The organism is Streptomyces sp. NPDC027663, assembly GCF_055566415.1.
In genome coordinates this window covers 631973-647281 of the sequence record NZ_JBVHSK010000002.1, presented here as the reverse complement: position 1 = coordinate 647281, position 15309 = coordinate 631973, and the positions used below count along the sequence as shown (strand labels likewise).

Annotated in this window: 11 protein-coding genes and 1 pseudogene; 9 read left to right on the top strand and 3 right to left on the bottom strand. The window is 73.2% G+C overall.

Going from position 1 to position 15309, the window contains the following annotated elements; all coding sequences use genetic code 11:
* Complete coding sequence (gene sucD / locus ACZ4SF_RS07795) at positions 1-885, top strand: succinate--CoA ligase subunit alpha (protein ID WP_468379699.1); 885 nt, start codon at positions 1-3, stop codon at positions 883-885.
* A 90-nt stretch (positions 886-975) separates the two neighbouring features.
* Here the strand turns inward: sucD and ACZ4SF_RS07790 are convergent, their stop codons facing one another.
* Positions 976-1989, bottom strand: a complete 1014-nt coding sequence (locus ACZ4SF_RS07790) for an RNA polymerase sigma factor (RefSeq protein WP_468379696.1) — start codon at positions 1987-1989, stop codon at positions 976-978.
* A gap of 45 nt (positions 1990-2034) precedes the next feature.
* Here ACZ4SF_RS07790 and ACZ4SF_RS07785 point away from each other — a divergent pair.
* Positions 2035-3366, top strand: a pseudogene (locus ACZ4SF_RS07785) (cell division protein PerM); the annotation flags it as partial.
* A 1095-nt stretch (positions 3367-4461) separates the two neighbouring features.
* Here ACZ4SF_RS07785 and ACZ4SF_RS07780 read toward each other — a convergent pair.
* On the bottom strand, positions 4462-5616 hold the full coding sequence (locus ACZ4SF_RS07780) for a hypothetical protein (protein ID WP_468379693.1): 1155 nt from the start codon (positions 5614-5616) through the stop codon (positions 4462-4464).
* Between the two features lie 282 nt (positions 5617-5898).
* Here ACZ4SF_RS07780 and purN point away from each other — a divergent pair, with 282 nt between their 5' ends.
* The 4 genes from purN to ACZ4SF_RS07760 all read left to right on the top strand — a co-directional run bounded on the left by purN (position 5899) and on the right by ACZ4SF_RS07760 (position 10298).
* Positions 5899-6537 (top strand): phosphoribosylglycinamide formyltransferase, encoded by a 639-nt coding sequence (gene purN / locus ACZ4SF_RS07775; protein WP_468379691.1) that lies wholly within the window; start codon positions 5899-5901, stop codon positions 6535-6537.
* Positions 6534-8096: a bifunctional phosphoribosylaminoimidazolecarboxamide formyltransferase/IMP cyclohydrolase gene (purH, locus tag ACZ4SF_RS07770; RefSeq protein ID WP_468379688.1), complete on the top strand. Its 1563-nt coding sequence runs from the start codon at positions 6534-6536 to the stop codon at positions 8094-8096. The genes purN and purH overlap by 4 nt, the downstream gene beginning before the upstream one ends.
* 220 nt (positions 8097-8316) lie before the next feature.
* Entirely contained in the window at positions 8317-9690 is a 1374-nt protein-coding gene (locus ACZ4SF_RS07765) for a sensor histidine kinase (protein WP_468379686.1), read from the top strand.
* Positions 9654-10298: a LuxR C-terminal-related transcriptional regulator gene (locus tag ACZ4SF_RS07760; RefSeq protein ID WP_468379683.1), complete on the top strand. Its 645-nt coding sequence runs from the start codon at positions 9654-9656 to the stop codon at positions 10296-10298. Before ACZ4SF_RS07765 ends, ACZ4SF_RS07760 begins: the two co-directional genes overlap by 37 nt.
* A 228-nt stretch (positions 10299-10526) precedes the next feature.
* On the opposite strand, the gene ACZ4SF_RS07755 is transcribed toward ACZ4SF_RS07760, so the two are convergent.
* A complete protein-coding gene (locus ACZ4SF_RS07755) occupies positions 10527-11153 on the bottom strand; it encodes a hypothetical protein (RefSeq protein ID WP_468379680.1) in 627 nt (208 codons plus the stop codon).
* Positions 11154-11394: 241 nt separating this feature from the next.
* On the opposite strand from ACZ4SF_RS07755, the gene ACZ4SF_RS07750 reads away from it, so the two are divergent.
* The 3 genes from ACZ4SF_RS07750 to ACZ4SF_RS07740 all read left to right on the top strand — a co-directional run bounded on the left by ACZ4SF_RS07750 (position 11395) and on the right by ACZ4SF_RS07740 (position 14968).
* Entirely contained in the window at positions 11395-12249 is an 855-nt protein-coding gene (locus tag ACZ4SF_RS07750) for a bifunctional methylenetetrahydrofolate dehydrogenase/methenyltetrahydrofolate cyclohydrolase (protein WP_468379677.1), read from the top strand.
* The gene (locus tag ACZ4SF_RS07745; RefSeq protein ID WP_468379675.1) at positions 12239-12712 is read left to right on the top strand and encodes a DUF3017 domain-containing protein; all 474 of its coding nucleotides are present in this window, start codon (positions 12239-12241) and stop codon (positions 12710-12712) included. The genes ACZ4SF_RS07750 and ACZ4SF_RS07745 overlap by 11 nt, the downstream gene beginning before the upstream one ends.
* A 543-nt stretch (positions 12713-13255) precedes the next feature.
* Positions 13256-14968 (top strand): helix-turn-helix domain-containing protein, encoded by a 1713-nt coding sequence (locus ACZ4SF_RS07740; protein WP_468379672.1) that lies wholly within the window; start codon positions 13256-13258, stop codon positions 14966-14968.
* Positions 14969-15309 lie beyond the last annotated feature (341 nt).

Below are 15309 nucleotides of genomic sequence, written 5' to 3'. Positions count from 1 at the left end.
ATGACTATCTGGCTCAACAAGGACAGCAAGGTCATCGTCCAGGGCATGACCGGTGCCACCGGCATGAAGCACACCAAGCTCATGCTCGGTGACGGCACCAACGTCGTGGGCGGCGTGAACCCGCGCAAGGCGGGTCAGACCGTGGACTTCGACGGCACCGAGGTACCCGTCTTCGGCACCGTCAAGGAGGCCATCGAGAAGACCGGCGCCAACGTCTCCGTCATCTTCGTGCCGGAGAAGTTCACCAAGGACGCGGTCGTCGAGGCCATCGACGCCGAGATCCCGCTGGCCGTCGTGATCACCGAGGGCATCGCCGTGCACGACACGGCCGCCTTCTGGGCGTACGCCGGCAAGAAGGGCAACAAGACCCGCATCATCGGCCCGAACTGCCCCGGCATCATCACCCCGGGCCAGTCGAACGTCGGCATCATCCCGGGCGACATCACGAAGCCGGGCCGCATCGGCCTGGTCTCGAAGTCCGGCACGCTGACCTACCAGATGATGTACGAGCTGCGGGACATCGGCTTCTCGACCGCCGTCGGCATCGGTGGTGACCCGATCATCGGCACCACGCACATCGACGCGCTGGCCGCGTTCCAGGACGACCCGGACACCGAACTGATCGTGATGATCGGTGAGATCGGTGGCGACGCGGAGGAGCGTGCCGCGGCGTTCATCAAGGAGAACGTGACCAAGCCGGTCGTCGGCTACGTCGCGGGCTTCACCGCGCCCGAGGGCAAGACCATGGGCCACGCGGGTGCCATCGTCTCCGGTTCCTCCGGCACCGCCCAGGCCAAGAAGGAGGCCCTGGAGGCCGCCGGCGTCAAGGTCGGCAAGACCCCGACCGAGACGGCGAAGCTGGCGCGCGAGATCCTGAGCGCCTGACCTTCTGGCTGTACAGCGGTAGGCCCGTCCCATTTCCCGGGGCGGGCCTACCGCTGTTTCTGCTGCTCACGCCGGTGGGTGCCGCTGCGCTCACCTCGTTTCCGGTGACAGCCGCTCCGGGCCGCTGGACGCGGAGCGCCGAAGCTTCGCCCGCAGGGCTTGTTCCTCGTGGGACAGGGGGCCCATGGCCGCCGGTGGGGGGACTCCCTGTACCGCCTGGGCCGGGGCCACGGGGGCCTCGTAGCGCCTCGGCGCCGTCCGCAGCGTGAGCGCCGTCGCGCCGATGATCGTCACGGTGAAGGCGATGGCCGCCCGGGTCCAGAAGACGTTCCGGCGTTCGCCGACGGTGCGGACCACCGTCGGCTTGCCCGCGCGCACATGCTCCGTCGAGGCAAGTTCGAGCAGCCGGCGATGGAGCCGGGCGGGATCGGCCAGTTCGGGCAAGTGGGCGACCAGCGCCTCGCGCGCGTGGGTCAGCCTGCTGGCCGCGGCCGGTGTGCTCGCCTCCGTCTCCGCCGCCGTCTCCGGCAGATCGAGGCCGACACCGTCGTAGAGGACGAGTGTGCGCCGGTACGTCGGCGGCAGCCGGAGCAGGGCGTGCAGCAGCTCGCGGTCGGCGGGGTCGGCCGGCGGAGGTTCCGGGTGCCGGTAGCGGGGGCGGAAACGGTGCCACGGGGAGAGCGCGCAGTCGTACGCCACCGCACGCACCCAGCCGGCCGGGTCCCGGTCCCGGGCCACCTCGGGCCAGCGCTGCCAGGCCAGCTGGAAGGCGCGCTCCACGGCCTCGCGGGCCAGTTCCCGGCGGCCGGTGAGCAGATAGGTCTGGCGTACGAGGGCGGGGGAGCAGAAGGCGTAGAGCGCGTCGAAAGTCTGAGCGGGCGTCAGCGGCTGGGGTTCGGGCGTGAGGGGCGGTGCGTCGTTCTTCTGCTGGGTCACTTTTCCGGAAGCCTCCCGTGCCGCAGCCGGCTGACCCGGCGTCAGCGACCTGGAGCGGCGCAGGCGTCGGCGTTCGTTCGGCGGTGGCAGCGGGCTGGCGGGGCTCTGCGTCGTCACCGTGCGCCCTTTCGTGCGAAAAAGAACATAAACATATATTGAGCGACACATCGGGGGTTCGCCTGTTACGACGGGAAAGCGCGTGTCGTTGGGAGCATGGCGTGCGTGATTCGGATGACCGCTAGCCGCTCGTCGTTGTCGCCCCTGCTCTCCCGGATGCGCGACCGCTCGCCCGGCCTGGCCGCGAGCCTGCTGGGCGGCGCTGTCGCGGCCGGACTCGGACTCGGCGCCTTCGCCGTGCTCGTGATGGTGTTGTGGGTCAGCTCGCCCTACCCCGACAGCGGGCCGGGCGGTGCGCTGCACGTCGCCGCCGCTCTGTGGCTGCTGGCACACGGTGTGGAACTGGTCCGTACGGACACGCTCTCCGGCGCACCCCTGCCCCTCGGCGTCACTCCGTTGCTGCTGCTCGCGCTGCCGGTGTGGCGGCTGTACCAGGCGGCGCGAGCGGCCGCCGACGCGTCCGCCGAGCCGGACGGCCCGCCGCCGGTTCCGGCGCACACCGCGTGGACCGGGGTGGTCCTCGGTTACCTGGGCGTCGGCGCCGCCGCGGCGTTGTACTGCTCCGGCGGCGAACTGCGCCCCGAATGGACCTGGGTGACGGTGTGTCTGCCGCTCGTCGCGACGGGCGCGGCGGGTGCCGGGGTCTGGTCGGCGTACGGCCGCCCGCGCGGGCCGGTGCGGAGCGTGCTGGTGGTGTTCCCGGGGCCGGTGCGGCGGACGGTGTTCGGCACGGATGCGCGGGCACGGCTGAGTGCGGCCGCCCGCGCCGCCGGCGCCGCGACGGCGGTGTTCTTCGGGGGCGGGGCGCTCCTGGCCGGAGTCTCGCTGGTCTGGCACGGCGAGGCGGCCCGAGCTTCCTTCCTGCAGCTGACGGAGGGCTGGACGGGCCGGTTCGCGGTGCTGCTGCTCGGCATCGCGCTGATCCCCAACGCGGCGGTGTGGGCCGCGTCCTACGCGGCCGGCCCCGGCTTCGTGCTCGGCACCGGCCACCTGGTCCACCCCCTGCTCTCCGACCCCGCCCCGCTGCTGCCTCCCTTCCCGCTGCTGGCCGCGGTGCCGGATCCGGGCGCCGGGACGCCGCAGAACTGGGCGGCGGGGGTGGTCCCGGCGGTGGCCGGGATGACGGCGGGCTGGTTCGTCGCGCGGTCGGCCGCGAGGCGTCCGGCGGCCGGGGAACCGGCACCGGCCGACTGGTCGGCCGCCCGGACCGCCGGGGTGGTCCTGCTGACGGCGCTGGTGTGCGCGGCGGCCCTCGCCCTGCTCGCCGAAGTGTCGGGTGGCCCCATGGGCGTTGCCGCACTGGCCCGCTTCGGCCCGGTGTGGTGGCAGACCGGGACGGCGGCCGGGGTCTGGACGCTGCTGTTCGCGCTGCCGGTGGCGCTGACCGCGCGGGCGTGGCGACTGCGCGTCCGGCGTACGCGCGGCGGGAGTGTTCCCGTGCAGGGCACGGATGCGGGAGCTACGGCCGCGAAAGGCGGCCCGGGGGCCGGGCAGCCGGCGGGTGCGGTACCGGGCGTCAGGGAGACCGGGCAGCCGTCGGGTGTCGTGCCGGGAGATGCGCGGGCCGGGCAGTCGTTGGGTAGTGCGGTGACAGGCGGCACGGATGCCGGGCAGTCGTCGGGTGCGGGGACGGTGGCCGGTGCGGTGGCTGGTGCGGCGGGGGCCGGGGAGACGGTGAGGGCCGGGGAGGCGGTCTCGGCTCCCGAAGCGGTCGGCGCCGACTCGGCGACGAGGACCGACGGGGTGGCGAAGAGGGAGGGTGTGGCTAGGGCCGACGGGGTGGCTGGGGCCGGCGGGGTGGCGAAGAAGGAGGGTGAGGCAAATACCGAAGGGGTGGCTAAGGCCGACGGGGCGGCGAGGAGCGACGGGGTGGCGAGAATCGACGGAGTGGCGAAAACCGACGGGGTGGTGAAGGCCGGCGGGGCGGCCGAGGCCCGCGCCGTGCGGAAGGCCGACGGTGTGGCCAGGACCGTGGGGGCGCCCGCCATGACCGCCGGGGCCGTGGGCAAGGCGGACGACCCGGCCGGCGAGGGCGCGGGCAGGGCGGGGTTCTGGGGCAGGGCCAAGGGCGGAGGCAAGGAGAGCAAGGAGAGCAAGGGGAAGGGGACGCACCGGGCGAAGGCGTCCGAGCGGGCGCGGGTCACGCCCGGTACGACCGAAGCGGCCGAGGCAGACCTGTACGACTTCGTCCCGGCCGAAGACCCCTTCCCGACCCCGTTCACCGAGCCCTACCCCACGGACTGGCACAACGACGTCGCCCGCGCCTCCCGCTGGGCGGCCCTGAAGAAGGCCGCCGCGGCCCGGAACACGGCCGACGCGGAGACCGGCGGCGACGCCGACGCGGGCCCCGCCCCGTGGCCGCCCGCCGCGCCTCGTCCCGTGGAGCACCGGGAGCCACAGCAGAGCCTGCGGCCGGAGACCACGCGAGAGCTTCCCCCGCGCCCCCGCCCGGACACCCCCGAGTAGGACACGGCGCCGGCGGCAGGCGAAGGCGTTCTGCGGGAAACCGGCGCCGCCCCGGCCTCAGCTGTTCTGTGCGCCCAGTACGCCCCGCAGCTCCTTCGGGAGCAAGGTCTCGCAGGACTGCTTGGCCTCGTGGGTCAGGGCGTCGCCGACACAGGTGTAGTAGTCGCGGTAGACCAGCTGGACGGTGAAGGTCGAGGCCACCAGGACCAGAGCCAGGGAGGCCGTGATCAGGCCGCCGACGGCCGCCGTCGTCTGGGGCCGGCCGGTGGGGGCCACCGGGGCGTCCGGCGACGGATGGCGCGGCTTGGCGCGCAGCGCGCTCACGCCCCAGTACAGGGCCAGCGCGCCCAGCATCAGGGCCACGTAGGGCCAGCTGAAGAGGACGAAGAAGACCGCCCACATGCCGGAGAGCAGGGCGTACCGCGCGTGGCGCTGGGCCGGGTCCGCCGGGTCCCAGCGCATGCCGGGGCCGGCCGGGCCGCCGGGACCCTGGGGTCCGCCACCGGGCCGCTCGCCGAAGCCGCCGGGGGAGCGCCCGGGCTGCCGGTCGCTCCACTGATCACCCCAGGAAGAGCCGCCGCCCTGACCCGGACCGTGCCCCGGCCCGGGACCGTGTCCCGCGCCCGGTCCCTGAGGGCCCTGCCCCGGTCCCCAACCAGGTCCGTAACCCTGGCCGGTGCCCTGTCCTTGACCCGGACCGTGCCCCGGCCCCGGACCGTGCCCCGCGCCCGGTCCCTGGGGCCCCTGCCCCGGTCCCCAACCAGGTCCGTAACCCTGGCCGGTGCCCTGACCCTGACCCTGACCATGCCCCGGACCCGCGCCGTGCCCGGGACCGGTCGCGCCGCCGGGATGACGCGGCTGCCACGGCCGGTCAGGAGTGCCCTCCGGCGGCGGGGCGAACGGATTGTCGTCCTGCCGCTCGCCACCCTGCCCGGAGCCGTCCTGTCCCGGCCCACCGTGCCCGGCACCGCCGTGCTCCGGCCCCCCGTGCCCGGCACCGCCGTGCCCGGAACCACCCTGCCCAGAGCCGCCGTACCCGGATCCCCCCTGCCCAGTGCCACCCGTCCCCGAGTCGCCCGAGCCGCCCGGGCCGTCCTGCGGAGTCTGTGCCGGAGGCGGGGTCGGACGTTCCCGCAGCAGTGCGGAGCCACGCTCGCCTCCCTGTACCGGGTGCTGCGGGAACGTGAGGAGTCGCAGGCTGCGATCGGGCATGAAAAGAGCGTCTTCCCCTAGGTGATCTACGGCAGTCCGACGTGAGCTTCCACCCTCTGAACGCACCGCACGACCACCGCGTTCCCGAGGCTGCTCCTTCGTGACTCCTTGCGAACGCTACCGTCCGCCCCGCGACCCGTCCCGAGGGGCCCTTCCCGAGTGCCGGTATCGTTGCTGGCGGTCGGCCGTTTCGTAGACTTCCCCGTATCCGGGGGTGCGAAGCATTCGTACGACTGTACAAACCGACCGTACAGAGATCGCCACCCGAGAAAGGGCCCCACCGTGGCCGCCACCACCACTGGCCCAGCGGTCAAGCGCCTCGTCGTGCTGGTCTCCGGATCCGGCACCAACCTGCAGGCGCTCCTGGACGAGATCGAGCGCACCGGAGCCGAGTCGTACGGCGCTCGCATCGTCGCCGTCGGGGCCGACCGCACCGGCATCGAGGGGCTCGCCCGTGCCGAGCGGGCCGGGCTGCCGACCTTCGTGTGCAAGGTGAAGGACTTCGGCACCCGCGAGGAGTGGGACGCCGCCCTCGCCGAGGCTGTGTCCGGGTACGAGCCCGACCTCGTCGTCTCCGCCGGCTTCATGAAGATCGTGGGCAAGGAGTTCCTCGCGCGGTTCGGCGGGCGGTTCGTGAACACCCACCCGGCCCTGCTGCCCAGTTTTCCGGGGGCCCACGGCGCACGGGACGCGCTCGCGTACGGCGTCAAGGTCACCGGCTGCACCGTCCACTTCGTCGACGACGGCGTCGACACCGGGCCGATCATCGCTCAGGGCGTGGTCGAGGTCCGGGACGAGGACGACGAGAGCGCGCTGCACGAGCGCATCAAGGAAGTCGAGCGAAGGCTGCTCGTCGAGGTCGTGGGGCGGCTCGCCCGCAACGGCTATCGCATTGAGGGACGAAAGGTAGTTATCCAGTGACCGCCGAGAGCAACAAGCGGGCCATCCGTCGCGCGCTCGTCAGCGTCTACGACAAGACCGGTCTGGAGGAGCTGGCCCGGGGGCTGCACGAGGCCGGTGTGGAGCTGGTCTCCACCGGGTCCACGGCCGGCCGGATCGCCGCCGCCGGTGTCCCCGTGACCAAGGTCGAGGAGCTGACCGGCTTCCCCGAGTGCCTGGACGGCCGGGTCAAGACCCTGCACCCGAGGGTGCACGCAGGCATCCTCGCCGACCTGCGCCTGGACAGCCACCGCGAGCAGCTCGCCGAGCTGGGTGTGGAGCCGTTCGACCTGGTCGTCGTCAACCTCTACCCGTTCCGGGAGACCGTCGCCTCCGGTGCCTCGCCCGACGAGTGCGTGGAGCAGATCGACATCGGCGGCCCCTCGATGGTCCGCGCCGCCGCCAAGAACCACCCGTCCGTGGCCGTGGTCACCAGCCCCGAGCGGTACGCCGACGTCCTCGCCGCGGTGAAGGACGGCGGCTTCGACCTCGCCGCCCGCAAGCGGCTGGCGGCCGAGGCCTTCCGGCACACCGCGGAGTACGACATCGCCGTCTCCTCCTGGTTCGCCTCTTCCTACGCGCCCGTCGACGAGTCCCGCTTCCCCGACTTCACGGCCGCCGCGTACGAGCGCAAGAACACCCTGCGCTACGGCGAGAACCCGCACCAGGACGCCGCCCTCTACGTCGACGGCACCGGTGGCCTCGCCGAGGCGGAACAGCTGCACGGCAAGGAGATGTCGTACAACAACTACACGGACACGGACGCCGCCCGCCGTGCCGCGTACGACCACGACGAGCCCTGTGTCGCGATCATCAAGCACGCCAACCCGTGCGGCATCGCGACCGGCGCGGACGTCGCCGAGGCGCACCGCAAGGCGCACGCCTGCGACCCGGTGTCCGCGTACGGCGGTGTGATCGCCGTGAACCGGCCGGTCAGCAAGGAGATGGCGGAGCAGGTCGCCGAGATCTTCACCGAGGTCATCGTGGCCCCGGACTACGAGGAGGGCGCGCTGGAGGCCCTCACGAAGAAGAAGAACATCCGCGTGCTGCGCTGCCCCGACGGCCCGGCGAACACGGTCGAGGTCAAGCCGATCGACGGCGGCGCGCTGCTCCAGGTCGCCGACCGGCTGCAGGCCGAGGGTGACGACCCCGCCAACTGGACCCTCGCCAGCGGTGAGGCGCTCTCCGCCGAGGAGCTGCGGGAGCTGGCCTTCGCCTGGAAGGCGTGCCGTGCGGTGAAGTCCAACGCGATCCTGCTCGCCAAGGACGGCGCCTCGGTCGGCGTCGGCATGGGCCAGGTCAACCGCGTCGACTCCTGCAAGCTGGCCGTCGAGCGGGCCGGCGAGGAGCGGGCGCGTGGCTCCTACGCGGCCTCGGACGCGTTCTTCCCCTTCCCTGACGGCCCCGAGATCCTCATCGCCGCCGGTGTCCGGGCGATCGTCCAGCCGGGCGGTTCGATCCGGGACGAGCTGGTCGTGGAGGCCGCCACGAAGGCGGGCGTGACCATGTACTTCACGGGTACGCGCCACTTCTTCCACTGAGCGGCCCCGCCGCCTGCGCGTGGTCCCGCCCGTCGGCCGACGGGCGGGACCACGCCTTTGTGTACGGCCGTTGTGCACGGCCTTTGTGTACGGCAGTTCACCGGCACCCCGGCCAAGAGGGGAGTTTCTCCCACCGACTTCGCCGGCCCTGCGCCACCACAATGAGGGACCGAGCCGGAGCACGAACAAGCCGGAGCACGAACAAGGGGGAGCGAGTCGTATGGACGACCGTGTGACGCAATTCGGCGGGCCGCCGTCGTCCGGGGCCGACCGGTGGGGACCATCGGGGCGTCCGGCGACGGACACACCGCCGGACACGATCAGTGGGTTCTCGGTGTCCGCCGGACTGACGGGCCTGCGCCGGACGGTGACGCTGCACGGGATGTCGATGGCGGCCTTCGGCCGATCGCTCGCCGTGTGCGGCGCGATCAGCCTGATGGGCCCGGGCCTCGGCCTGGTGCCGCGGGCCATGCGCGGGGTGCGCGGGCTGGCCGCGCGGCAGCGCGAACTCGCCCGGCGCTGGGCGGGGGTGGAGATCCCGGACCCGCCCGGGCCGCTGCCGCCCGCGCCCGCGGGTGCCTCCGGTACCGTCGCCCGCTACCGCTGGATCATGAGCGACCCGCAGACCCGGCGCGAGTACCTCTGGGTGCTCACCGACCCGGTCGTGGGCGGACTGCTGGCCTTCCTCCCGCTCGCGCTGATCCTCAGCGGTCTCTGGGGTGTTTTCCTCGCCTTCTTCGGCGTCCCCCTGTCCGCCGAGTGGGACGGCCTGTGGTACGGCTTCATCCCGGTCGAGGGCCGGGCCACCGCGGTGCTCGCCGGCGTCCTGGGCCTGCTCCAGCTGCCGCTGGCCCTGTGGGCGGCCCCGCGCACGGTCCGCCGGCACGCCCTGTACACCAGGGCGATGCTGGCGCCGAGCGAGAGCGAGCTGATGACCGGCCGGATCCGGCATCTGGCCGCCACCCGCTCCGCGGCCGTGGACACTCAGATGGCGGAGATCCGCCGGATCGAACGCGATCTGCACGACGGCGCCCAGGCCCGGCTCGTGGCCATGGGCATGACCCTGGACGCGGCCGAACGCCTGCTGGAGACCGACCCCGAGGCCGTGCGCGGCCTGCTGGCCGAGGCCCGGCAGTCGTCCTCGGCGGCGCTGGAGGAACTGCGCGACCTGGTCCGCGGCATCCACCCGCCCGTCCTCGCCGACCGCGGACTCAGCGACGCCGTACGGGCGTTGGCCCTGGTCAGCCCGGTACCCACCGAGGTCAGGACCGAGCTGCCCGGCCGGCCCGAGATGCCCGTCGAGTCCGCCGCCTACTTCGCCGTGTCGGAGATCCTCACCAACGTCGCCAAGCACGCGGGGGCCGACCGGGCCTGGATCGACCTTCGTTACGATCACGGGACCCTCCGGATCAGCGTGACCGACGACGGTGACGGCGGCGCCGACGCCTCCCGCGGCACCGGTCTGCGGGGCATCGAGCGGCGGCTCGCCACCTTCGACGGCGTGCTGGCGGTGAGCAGCCCGGTGGGCGGACCGACGATGGTGACGATGGAGATCCCGTGCGTGTTGTCCTCGCCGAAGACCACTTCCTGTTGAGGGACGGGCTGATCCGGCTGCTCCAGGCCTACGGCCACGAGGTGGTGGCCGCCGTGGACAACGGCGCCGAACTGCTCGAAGCGCTGGGCCGCGAACAGCCGGACGTCGCCGTCGTCGACGTCCGGCTGCCGCCGGACTTCACCGACGAGGGCCTGCGCGCCGTCCTGGCCGCGCGCCGGCGGAACCCGGACCTGCCGGTGCTCCTGCTCTCCCAGTACGTCGAACCCCTCTACGCCCGCGAGTTGCTCACCAGCGGTGGGCGGGGCGTCGGCTACATGCTCAAGGACCGCGTCACCAACGGCGCCCAGTTCCTGGACTCCATCCAACGGGTGGCCGCGGGCGGCACCGCCATGGACCCCGAGGTCGTCTCCCAGCTGCTCACCCGCAAGGAGCGCGACGCCTCCGTCGGCAGCCTCTCCGCACGGGAACGCGAGGTCCTCGAACTCGTCGCCCAGGGCCGCTCCAACGCGGGCATCGCCCAGGCCCTGTTCGTCACCGAGAAGGCCGTGGCCAAGCACATCGGCAACATCTTCACCAAGCTCGGCCTCCTCCCGACAGACGGCGACAACCGCCGCGTGCTGGCGGTGCTGGCCTATCTGGGCCAGTGAGCGGGGGGTGCGCCCGCCGAGACGGACTGCCCGGGTGCTCCGGTCCGGTTCTGGGTGCCGCTGTTCAGCGCTCGGACGGCGCGGAGCAGGCCGCAGAGGATCCGACACGCCCGGAGGAAGGGCTCAGCACCGCTGATACGAGTGACGCGTCGGCGACGAAAAAGCGAACCGGGCTGTGCCCCTCTGCCATGAGAGGGGCACAGCCCGGTAGTGCGCTCGCTGCCGTTTTCAGTAGCGCGGCCGGTTGAACCATGCCGCGCCGGACGGCGCGATCATGGCTGCCGCCATCACGCCGCCGAAGCCGATCCACAGCAGGGCCCACACCAGCGCGGCGCTGGAGCCGGCGTCGGCTGCGCCGATGAGGATCAGGACGCCGAAGAGGGCGCCCAGGAGGCCGTAGATCATCGTGGTGATGCGGATGCCCTGGCCGCCCTTGGAGAACTTCACGCCCAGGGTGATCGACAAAGCGGCGAGGCCGAGGAAGAGCAGCGCGATGACGAAGACGATGCCTGCGCCGTCATGCCCGATGTCGGCGAAGCCGTTGCTGCCGAATGTGTCCTCGCTCGCGTTGGACGCGTCGTTGAGCGTCGCGGCGCCGAGCATGGCGAAAATGCCGATGAGGACCTGGGCGCCCGCGACGATGTAGAGCAGGACCCGCGAGGTGGTCACCAGACCGGGCATCGACTGAGGCAGCATGTTGGCGCTCGGGTAACCGGGGTACGCCGGCTGCTGGGGGTAGCCCGGAGCCTGCGGCGGGACGCCGGGAGGGGTCTGCTGCGGGTAGCCGTACTGCGGCGCGGCGGGCGGCTGCTGCGGCGGTGCGCCGTAGGGGTTGTTCGGGTCGCCAAAGCTCATGGCGGTCTTCCTCCGTCGTTTGCTCAAGTGCGGGGACGACGCGCGGCACGGTTCGGAGGAGAGTTCTACAGATGCGGTCCGTCCCCCCGGCACTGCCCGCGGCACTGTAGTGCTCATCGTTCTTTAACACGCTGTTACTTGTCCAGCCGGAATCCCAAGGTGTTGTGCAAGTGCAACATCGATGATCATGCGGTGACACCCGGATTGGAACCGGGGCCCGGTCATCCGCGAGGATGGACCCATGACCGCCCAGATTCTCGATGGCAAGGCCACCGCAGCCGCGATCAAGTCCGATCTGACCGCCCGCGTGGCGGCGCTGAAGGAGAAGGGCGTCACGCCCGGCCTCGGCACGATCCTGGTCGGGGAGGACCCCGGCAGCCAGAAGTACGTCGCCGGCAAGCACCGCGACTGCGCCCAGGTGGGCATCGCCTCCATCCAGCGTGAGCTGCCGGCCACGGCCACCCAGGAGGAGATCGAGGCGGTCGTCCGCGAGCTGAACGAGGACCCGGCCTGCACCGGCTACATCGTCCAGCTGCCGCTGCCCAAGGGCATCGACGAGAACCGCATCCTGGAGCTGATGGACCCGGCCAAGGACGCCGACGGCCTGCACCCGATGAACCTCGGCCGCCTGGTGCTGAACGAGCCGGCCCCGCTGCCCTGCACCCCCAACGGCATCATCAGCCTGCTGCGCGCCCACGGTGTGGAGATCAAGGGCGCCGAGGTCGTGGTCGTCGGCCGCGGTGTCACCATCGGCCGCCCGATGCCTCTGCTGCTCACCCGGCGCAGCGAGAACGCCACCGTCACCCAGTGCCACACCGGCACCCGCGACCTCTCCGCGCACCTGAAGCGGGCCGACATCGTCATCGCCGCGGCCGGTTCCCCGCACCTGATCAGCGCCGAGGACATCAAGCCGGGCGCGGCCGTGCTGGACGTCGGTGTCTCCCGCAACGCGGAAGGCAAGATCGTCGGTGACGTCCACCCGGACGTGACCGAGGTGGCCGGCTGGATCTCCCCGAACCCCGGCGGTGTCGGCCCGATGACCCGGGCCCAGCTGCTGGTCAACGTGGTCGAGGCGGCGGAGCGCAGTGCCGGCTGACCACACCCGAGGGCAGGCGGAACCCAGCGTGCGCGACGCGATCAGCGCGCCCGACGAGCAGGGGCGCCCGCGCCGCGTCACCCGCCGCTTCCCGCTGTTCACCAAGGACACCGCGCGCCCCGAGGGCGGCGGCCGGGCCGCGCCCGGCGACGCCCCGGCACCCGCCCGCCAGTGGCCCCTGCTCGTCGTGCTGTCGACCGTCGCGCTCGGCCTGCTGCTGACCGCGCTGGACGCGTTCCGCATCGGCACGCTGCTGGTCGGCGCCGCCCTGCTGGCCGGCGCGGTCATACGCTGGGCACTGCCGAGCGTCGGCATGCTCGCGGTCCGCTCCCGCTTCACGGACATCGCCACCTACGGCATCCTCGGACTGGCGATCGCCCTGCTGGCGATGATGGTCCAGCCCGATCCGTGGCTGCGGATCCCGTTCCTGAAGGACTTCCTGCACTTCACGCTCGCCAAGTAGCGCACCGATCGGGGCAGGTGGCCCGCGCCTCCCCGGGGATGCGGGCCAACGCTGTACCCCCTGACGGGGATGCGGGCCAACGCCGTCCCCACCACGAGGATGCGGGCCAACGCCGTCCCCCCCACGGGGATGCGGGCCAACGCCATACCCCGCCCGGGGACGCGGACCAACGCCGTCCCCCCGCCCGGGGGCACCGACGCCATGGCCGCCGGTCACGCACCGCCTCCGCTTCCCGGGTCGAGTCCGGCCCGGGCCGCGGTCGCGCTCCCGGGGCTGCCGGAACTCGCCCCCCCGCGGCCACGCTTTCGTGGCCCTCGCCCACCTCGCCCAGGCGGTCGTGCCGGCGTACGGGACGGACTGGTGCCCCGGGGCGGCTGACCGCCCCGGCGCCGGTGCGGCGTGGATGCTCGCGTGCGTTCCACTCCGGGAACTGGGATCCTTGGTCAGCGCATCCCTGAGGGTGGCCAGGACGGGTACCGGAACGCCGGACCGGGGGGCCGAGCGCGAGATCGACAGCACGACCGGTGGGAAGTGGGGGAAGGCATGCCTCGTTGGAAAGCCTTGCCGGAGGATCTGGACCCGCAGATCAAGGAGTTCACCGGCCGGCTGCGGCGGCTGGTGGACCGCAGCGGCCTGAGTGTCGCGGCCCTGGCCGACCGTACCGGCTACAGCAAGACGTCCTGGGACCGTTACCTCGACGGCCGGCTGCTCGCGCCCAAGGGAGCGGTCATCGCGCTCGCCGAGGCCACCGGCAACCACTCCGTCCACCTGGTCACCTTGTGGGAGTTGGCCGAACGCGCCTGGAGCCGGGCGGAGATGCGGCACGACAGCACCATGGAGGCGATCCGCATCGCCGAGGCACGCGCGGCGCTCGGAGACCTCGGAACGACGACGGAACCCGCTGGGGGAGCGGCCGCGGGTGCGTCCGGCGGCGCCTCCGGAGGGCCGGCCGGGGCAAGGTCCGCGGGAACGGCCGGTGGAGGGGCCGGGGGACGGTCGGGGGCCGGGGGACGGTCCGCCGGGTCGGCCGGTGGAGGGGCCGGGGGACGGTCCGCCGGGTCGGCAGGCGGTGCGTCCGGCCGCAGGGATGCCGGGAAGGGTGCCGGGAGGGGGACGGGTGGCGCCGCGGTGCCGGGGATCGCCGGTCCCGCCGGTGTCTCGCCGACGATCCCCGCGCAGCCGGCACCGCAGGACGCCGAGGCCCGCGAGGACGCTGCACGCGAGGACGCCGCCGGCGATCCGGGGGACGGCGAGGACGCCGCGGCGGTAAAGAACTCCTGGGGGCTCGCCGGGTACCGGGGCCCGTCCAAGGCGAGCGCCCGCCCGGGCACCCGCACCCCGGCCCGCCCGGGCGGCCCCGCAGGCCCCGTGCCCGGCCCCGGCGGGGCGGTGGTCAACCCTGGCGGGGCGGTGGTCAACTCTGGCGGTGCGATGGCCGATCGCGGCCGCGCGGTGGCCGATCCCGGCAGTACCGTGGCCGGCCCCGGAAGCACCATGGCCAATCCCGCCGTCACCCCCACGGGGCCTGCGGGCGCCACGACCGGGCCTGCGGGCACCCCGTCCGGCCCAGGCGCCCCGTCCGGCCACGTCGACACCCCGTCCGGCCACGTCGACACCCCTTCCGGGCGCGCCGACACCCCGTCCGGCCCAGGTACTCCGTACGGGTCCGGATCCGGCACCCCGTCCGGGCCCCACACCCCGAGCCCCCACGGCGCGCACCCCGCGGCCCCGCAGCAGGCTCCGGCGGCCCAGTGGTCCGCACGCCGGCAGCAGGTGACCATGTTCTTCGCGGGCCTGTTCGGCGTGCTCGTCCTCATCGCCGGCGTCTTCTTCTTCACCCACCGCAACGGCGACGGCCGCCACAGCGAGGGCGCCGCCAAGTCGCCCTCCCCGTCGGCCCGCAGCCGGGCGAGCCTGCCCCCGGGCGTCAAGTGCGCGGGCTCCGCCTGCACCGGCAAGGACGCCGAGGCCATGGGATGCAGCGGCGACCTGGTGACCACCGCCAAGTCCGTCACCCTCGGCACCACCGTCCTGGAGGTCCGCTACAGCAGAACCTGCGGCACGGTCTGGGGCCGGATCACCGGTGGCGCTCCCGGGGACACCGTGCAGCTCACCGCGGGCAGGGTTCGCCGGTCCGGCGACATCACCATGGCCGGGGACACCATCGGCTACACCCCGATGGTCGCCGTGAAGAACCCGGCCGCTGCCAGGGCCTGCGCCACGCTCGCCTCGGGGCGGACGGGGTGCACGAGCTAGCGCGGAGACAGGAAGGGGAAATTCCGGCCGGGGACGCATGGCCCGCCGGATCCTGGGCAGGCGCACCGTACCCCCACGGGAGTCCGGTACGCCGGTCCCCCCACCGGCGGCCGTCCCCGTCCATCCTCTCCCGGACGGACGGCCGCCTTTTCGTCCGCCGACCGCCCCTGGCGCGTTCGTCCGCCGCCGCTCCCGGCGCGTTCGTCCGCGAGCAGCCACCGGCGGGTTCGTCCGCCGGCCGCTCCCGGGCGCGTTCGTCCTTGCCGCCCTTGCCGCCCCTGCCGCCCCTGGCGGGTTCATCCACCGGCCTTCCTGGTGCGTTCGTCCGTCGGTCGTCCCCG

Bases quoted from the DNA above. Each gene is read 5' to 3' on its own strand.
- ACZ4SF_RS07755 (WP_468379680.1), bottom strand. From the start codon at position 11,153: ATGAGCTTTGGCGACCCGAACAACCCCTACGGCGCACCGCCGCAGCAG.
- ACZ4SF_RS07765 (WP_468379686.1), top strand. From the start codon at position 8,317: ATGGACGACCGTGTGACGCAATTCGGCGGGCCGCCGTCGTCCGGGGCC.
- ACZ4SF_RS07750 (WP_468379677.1), top strand. From the start codon at position 11,395: ATGACCGCCCAGATTCTCGATGGCAAGGCCACCGCAGCCGCGATCAAG.
- ACZ4SF_RS07780 (WP_468379693.1), bottom strand. From the start codon at position 5,616: ATGCCCGATCGCAGCCTGCGACTCCTCACGTTCCCGCAGCACCCGGTA.
- ACZ4SF_RS07790 (WP_468379696.1), bottom strand. From the start codon at position 1,989: ATGTGTCGCTCAATATATGTTTATGTTCTTTTTCGCACGAAAGGGCGC.
- sucD (WP_468379699.1), top strand. From the start codon at position 1: ATGACTATCTGGCTCAACAAGGACAGCAAGGTCATCGTCCAGGGCATG.
- ACZ4SF_RS07740 (WP_468379672.1), top strand. From the start codon at position 13,256: ATGCCTCGTTGGAAAGCCTTGCCGGAGGATCTGGACCCGCAGATCAAG.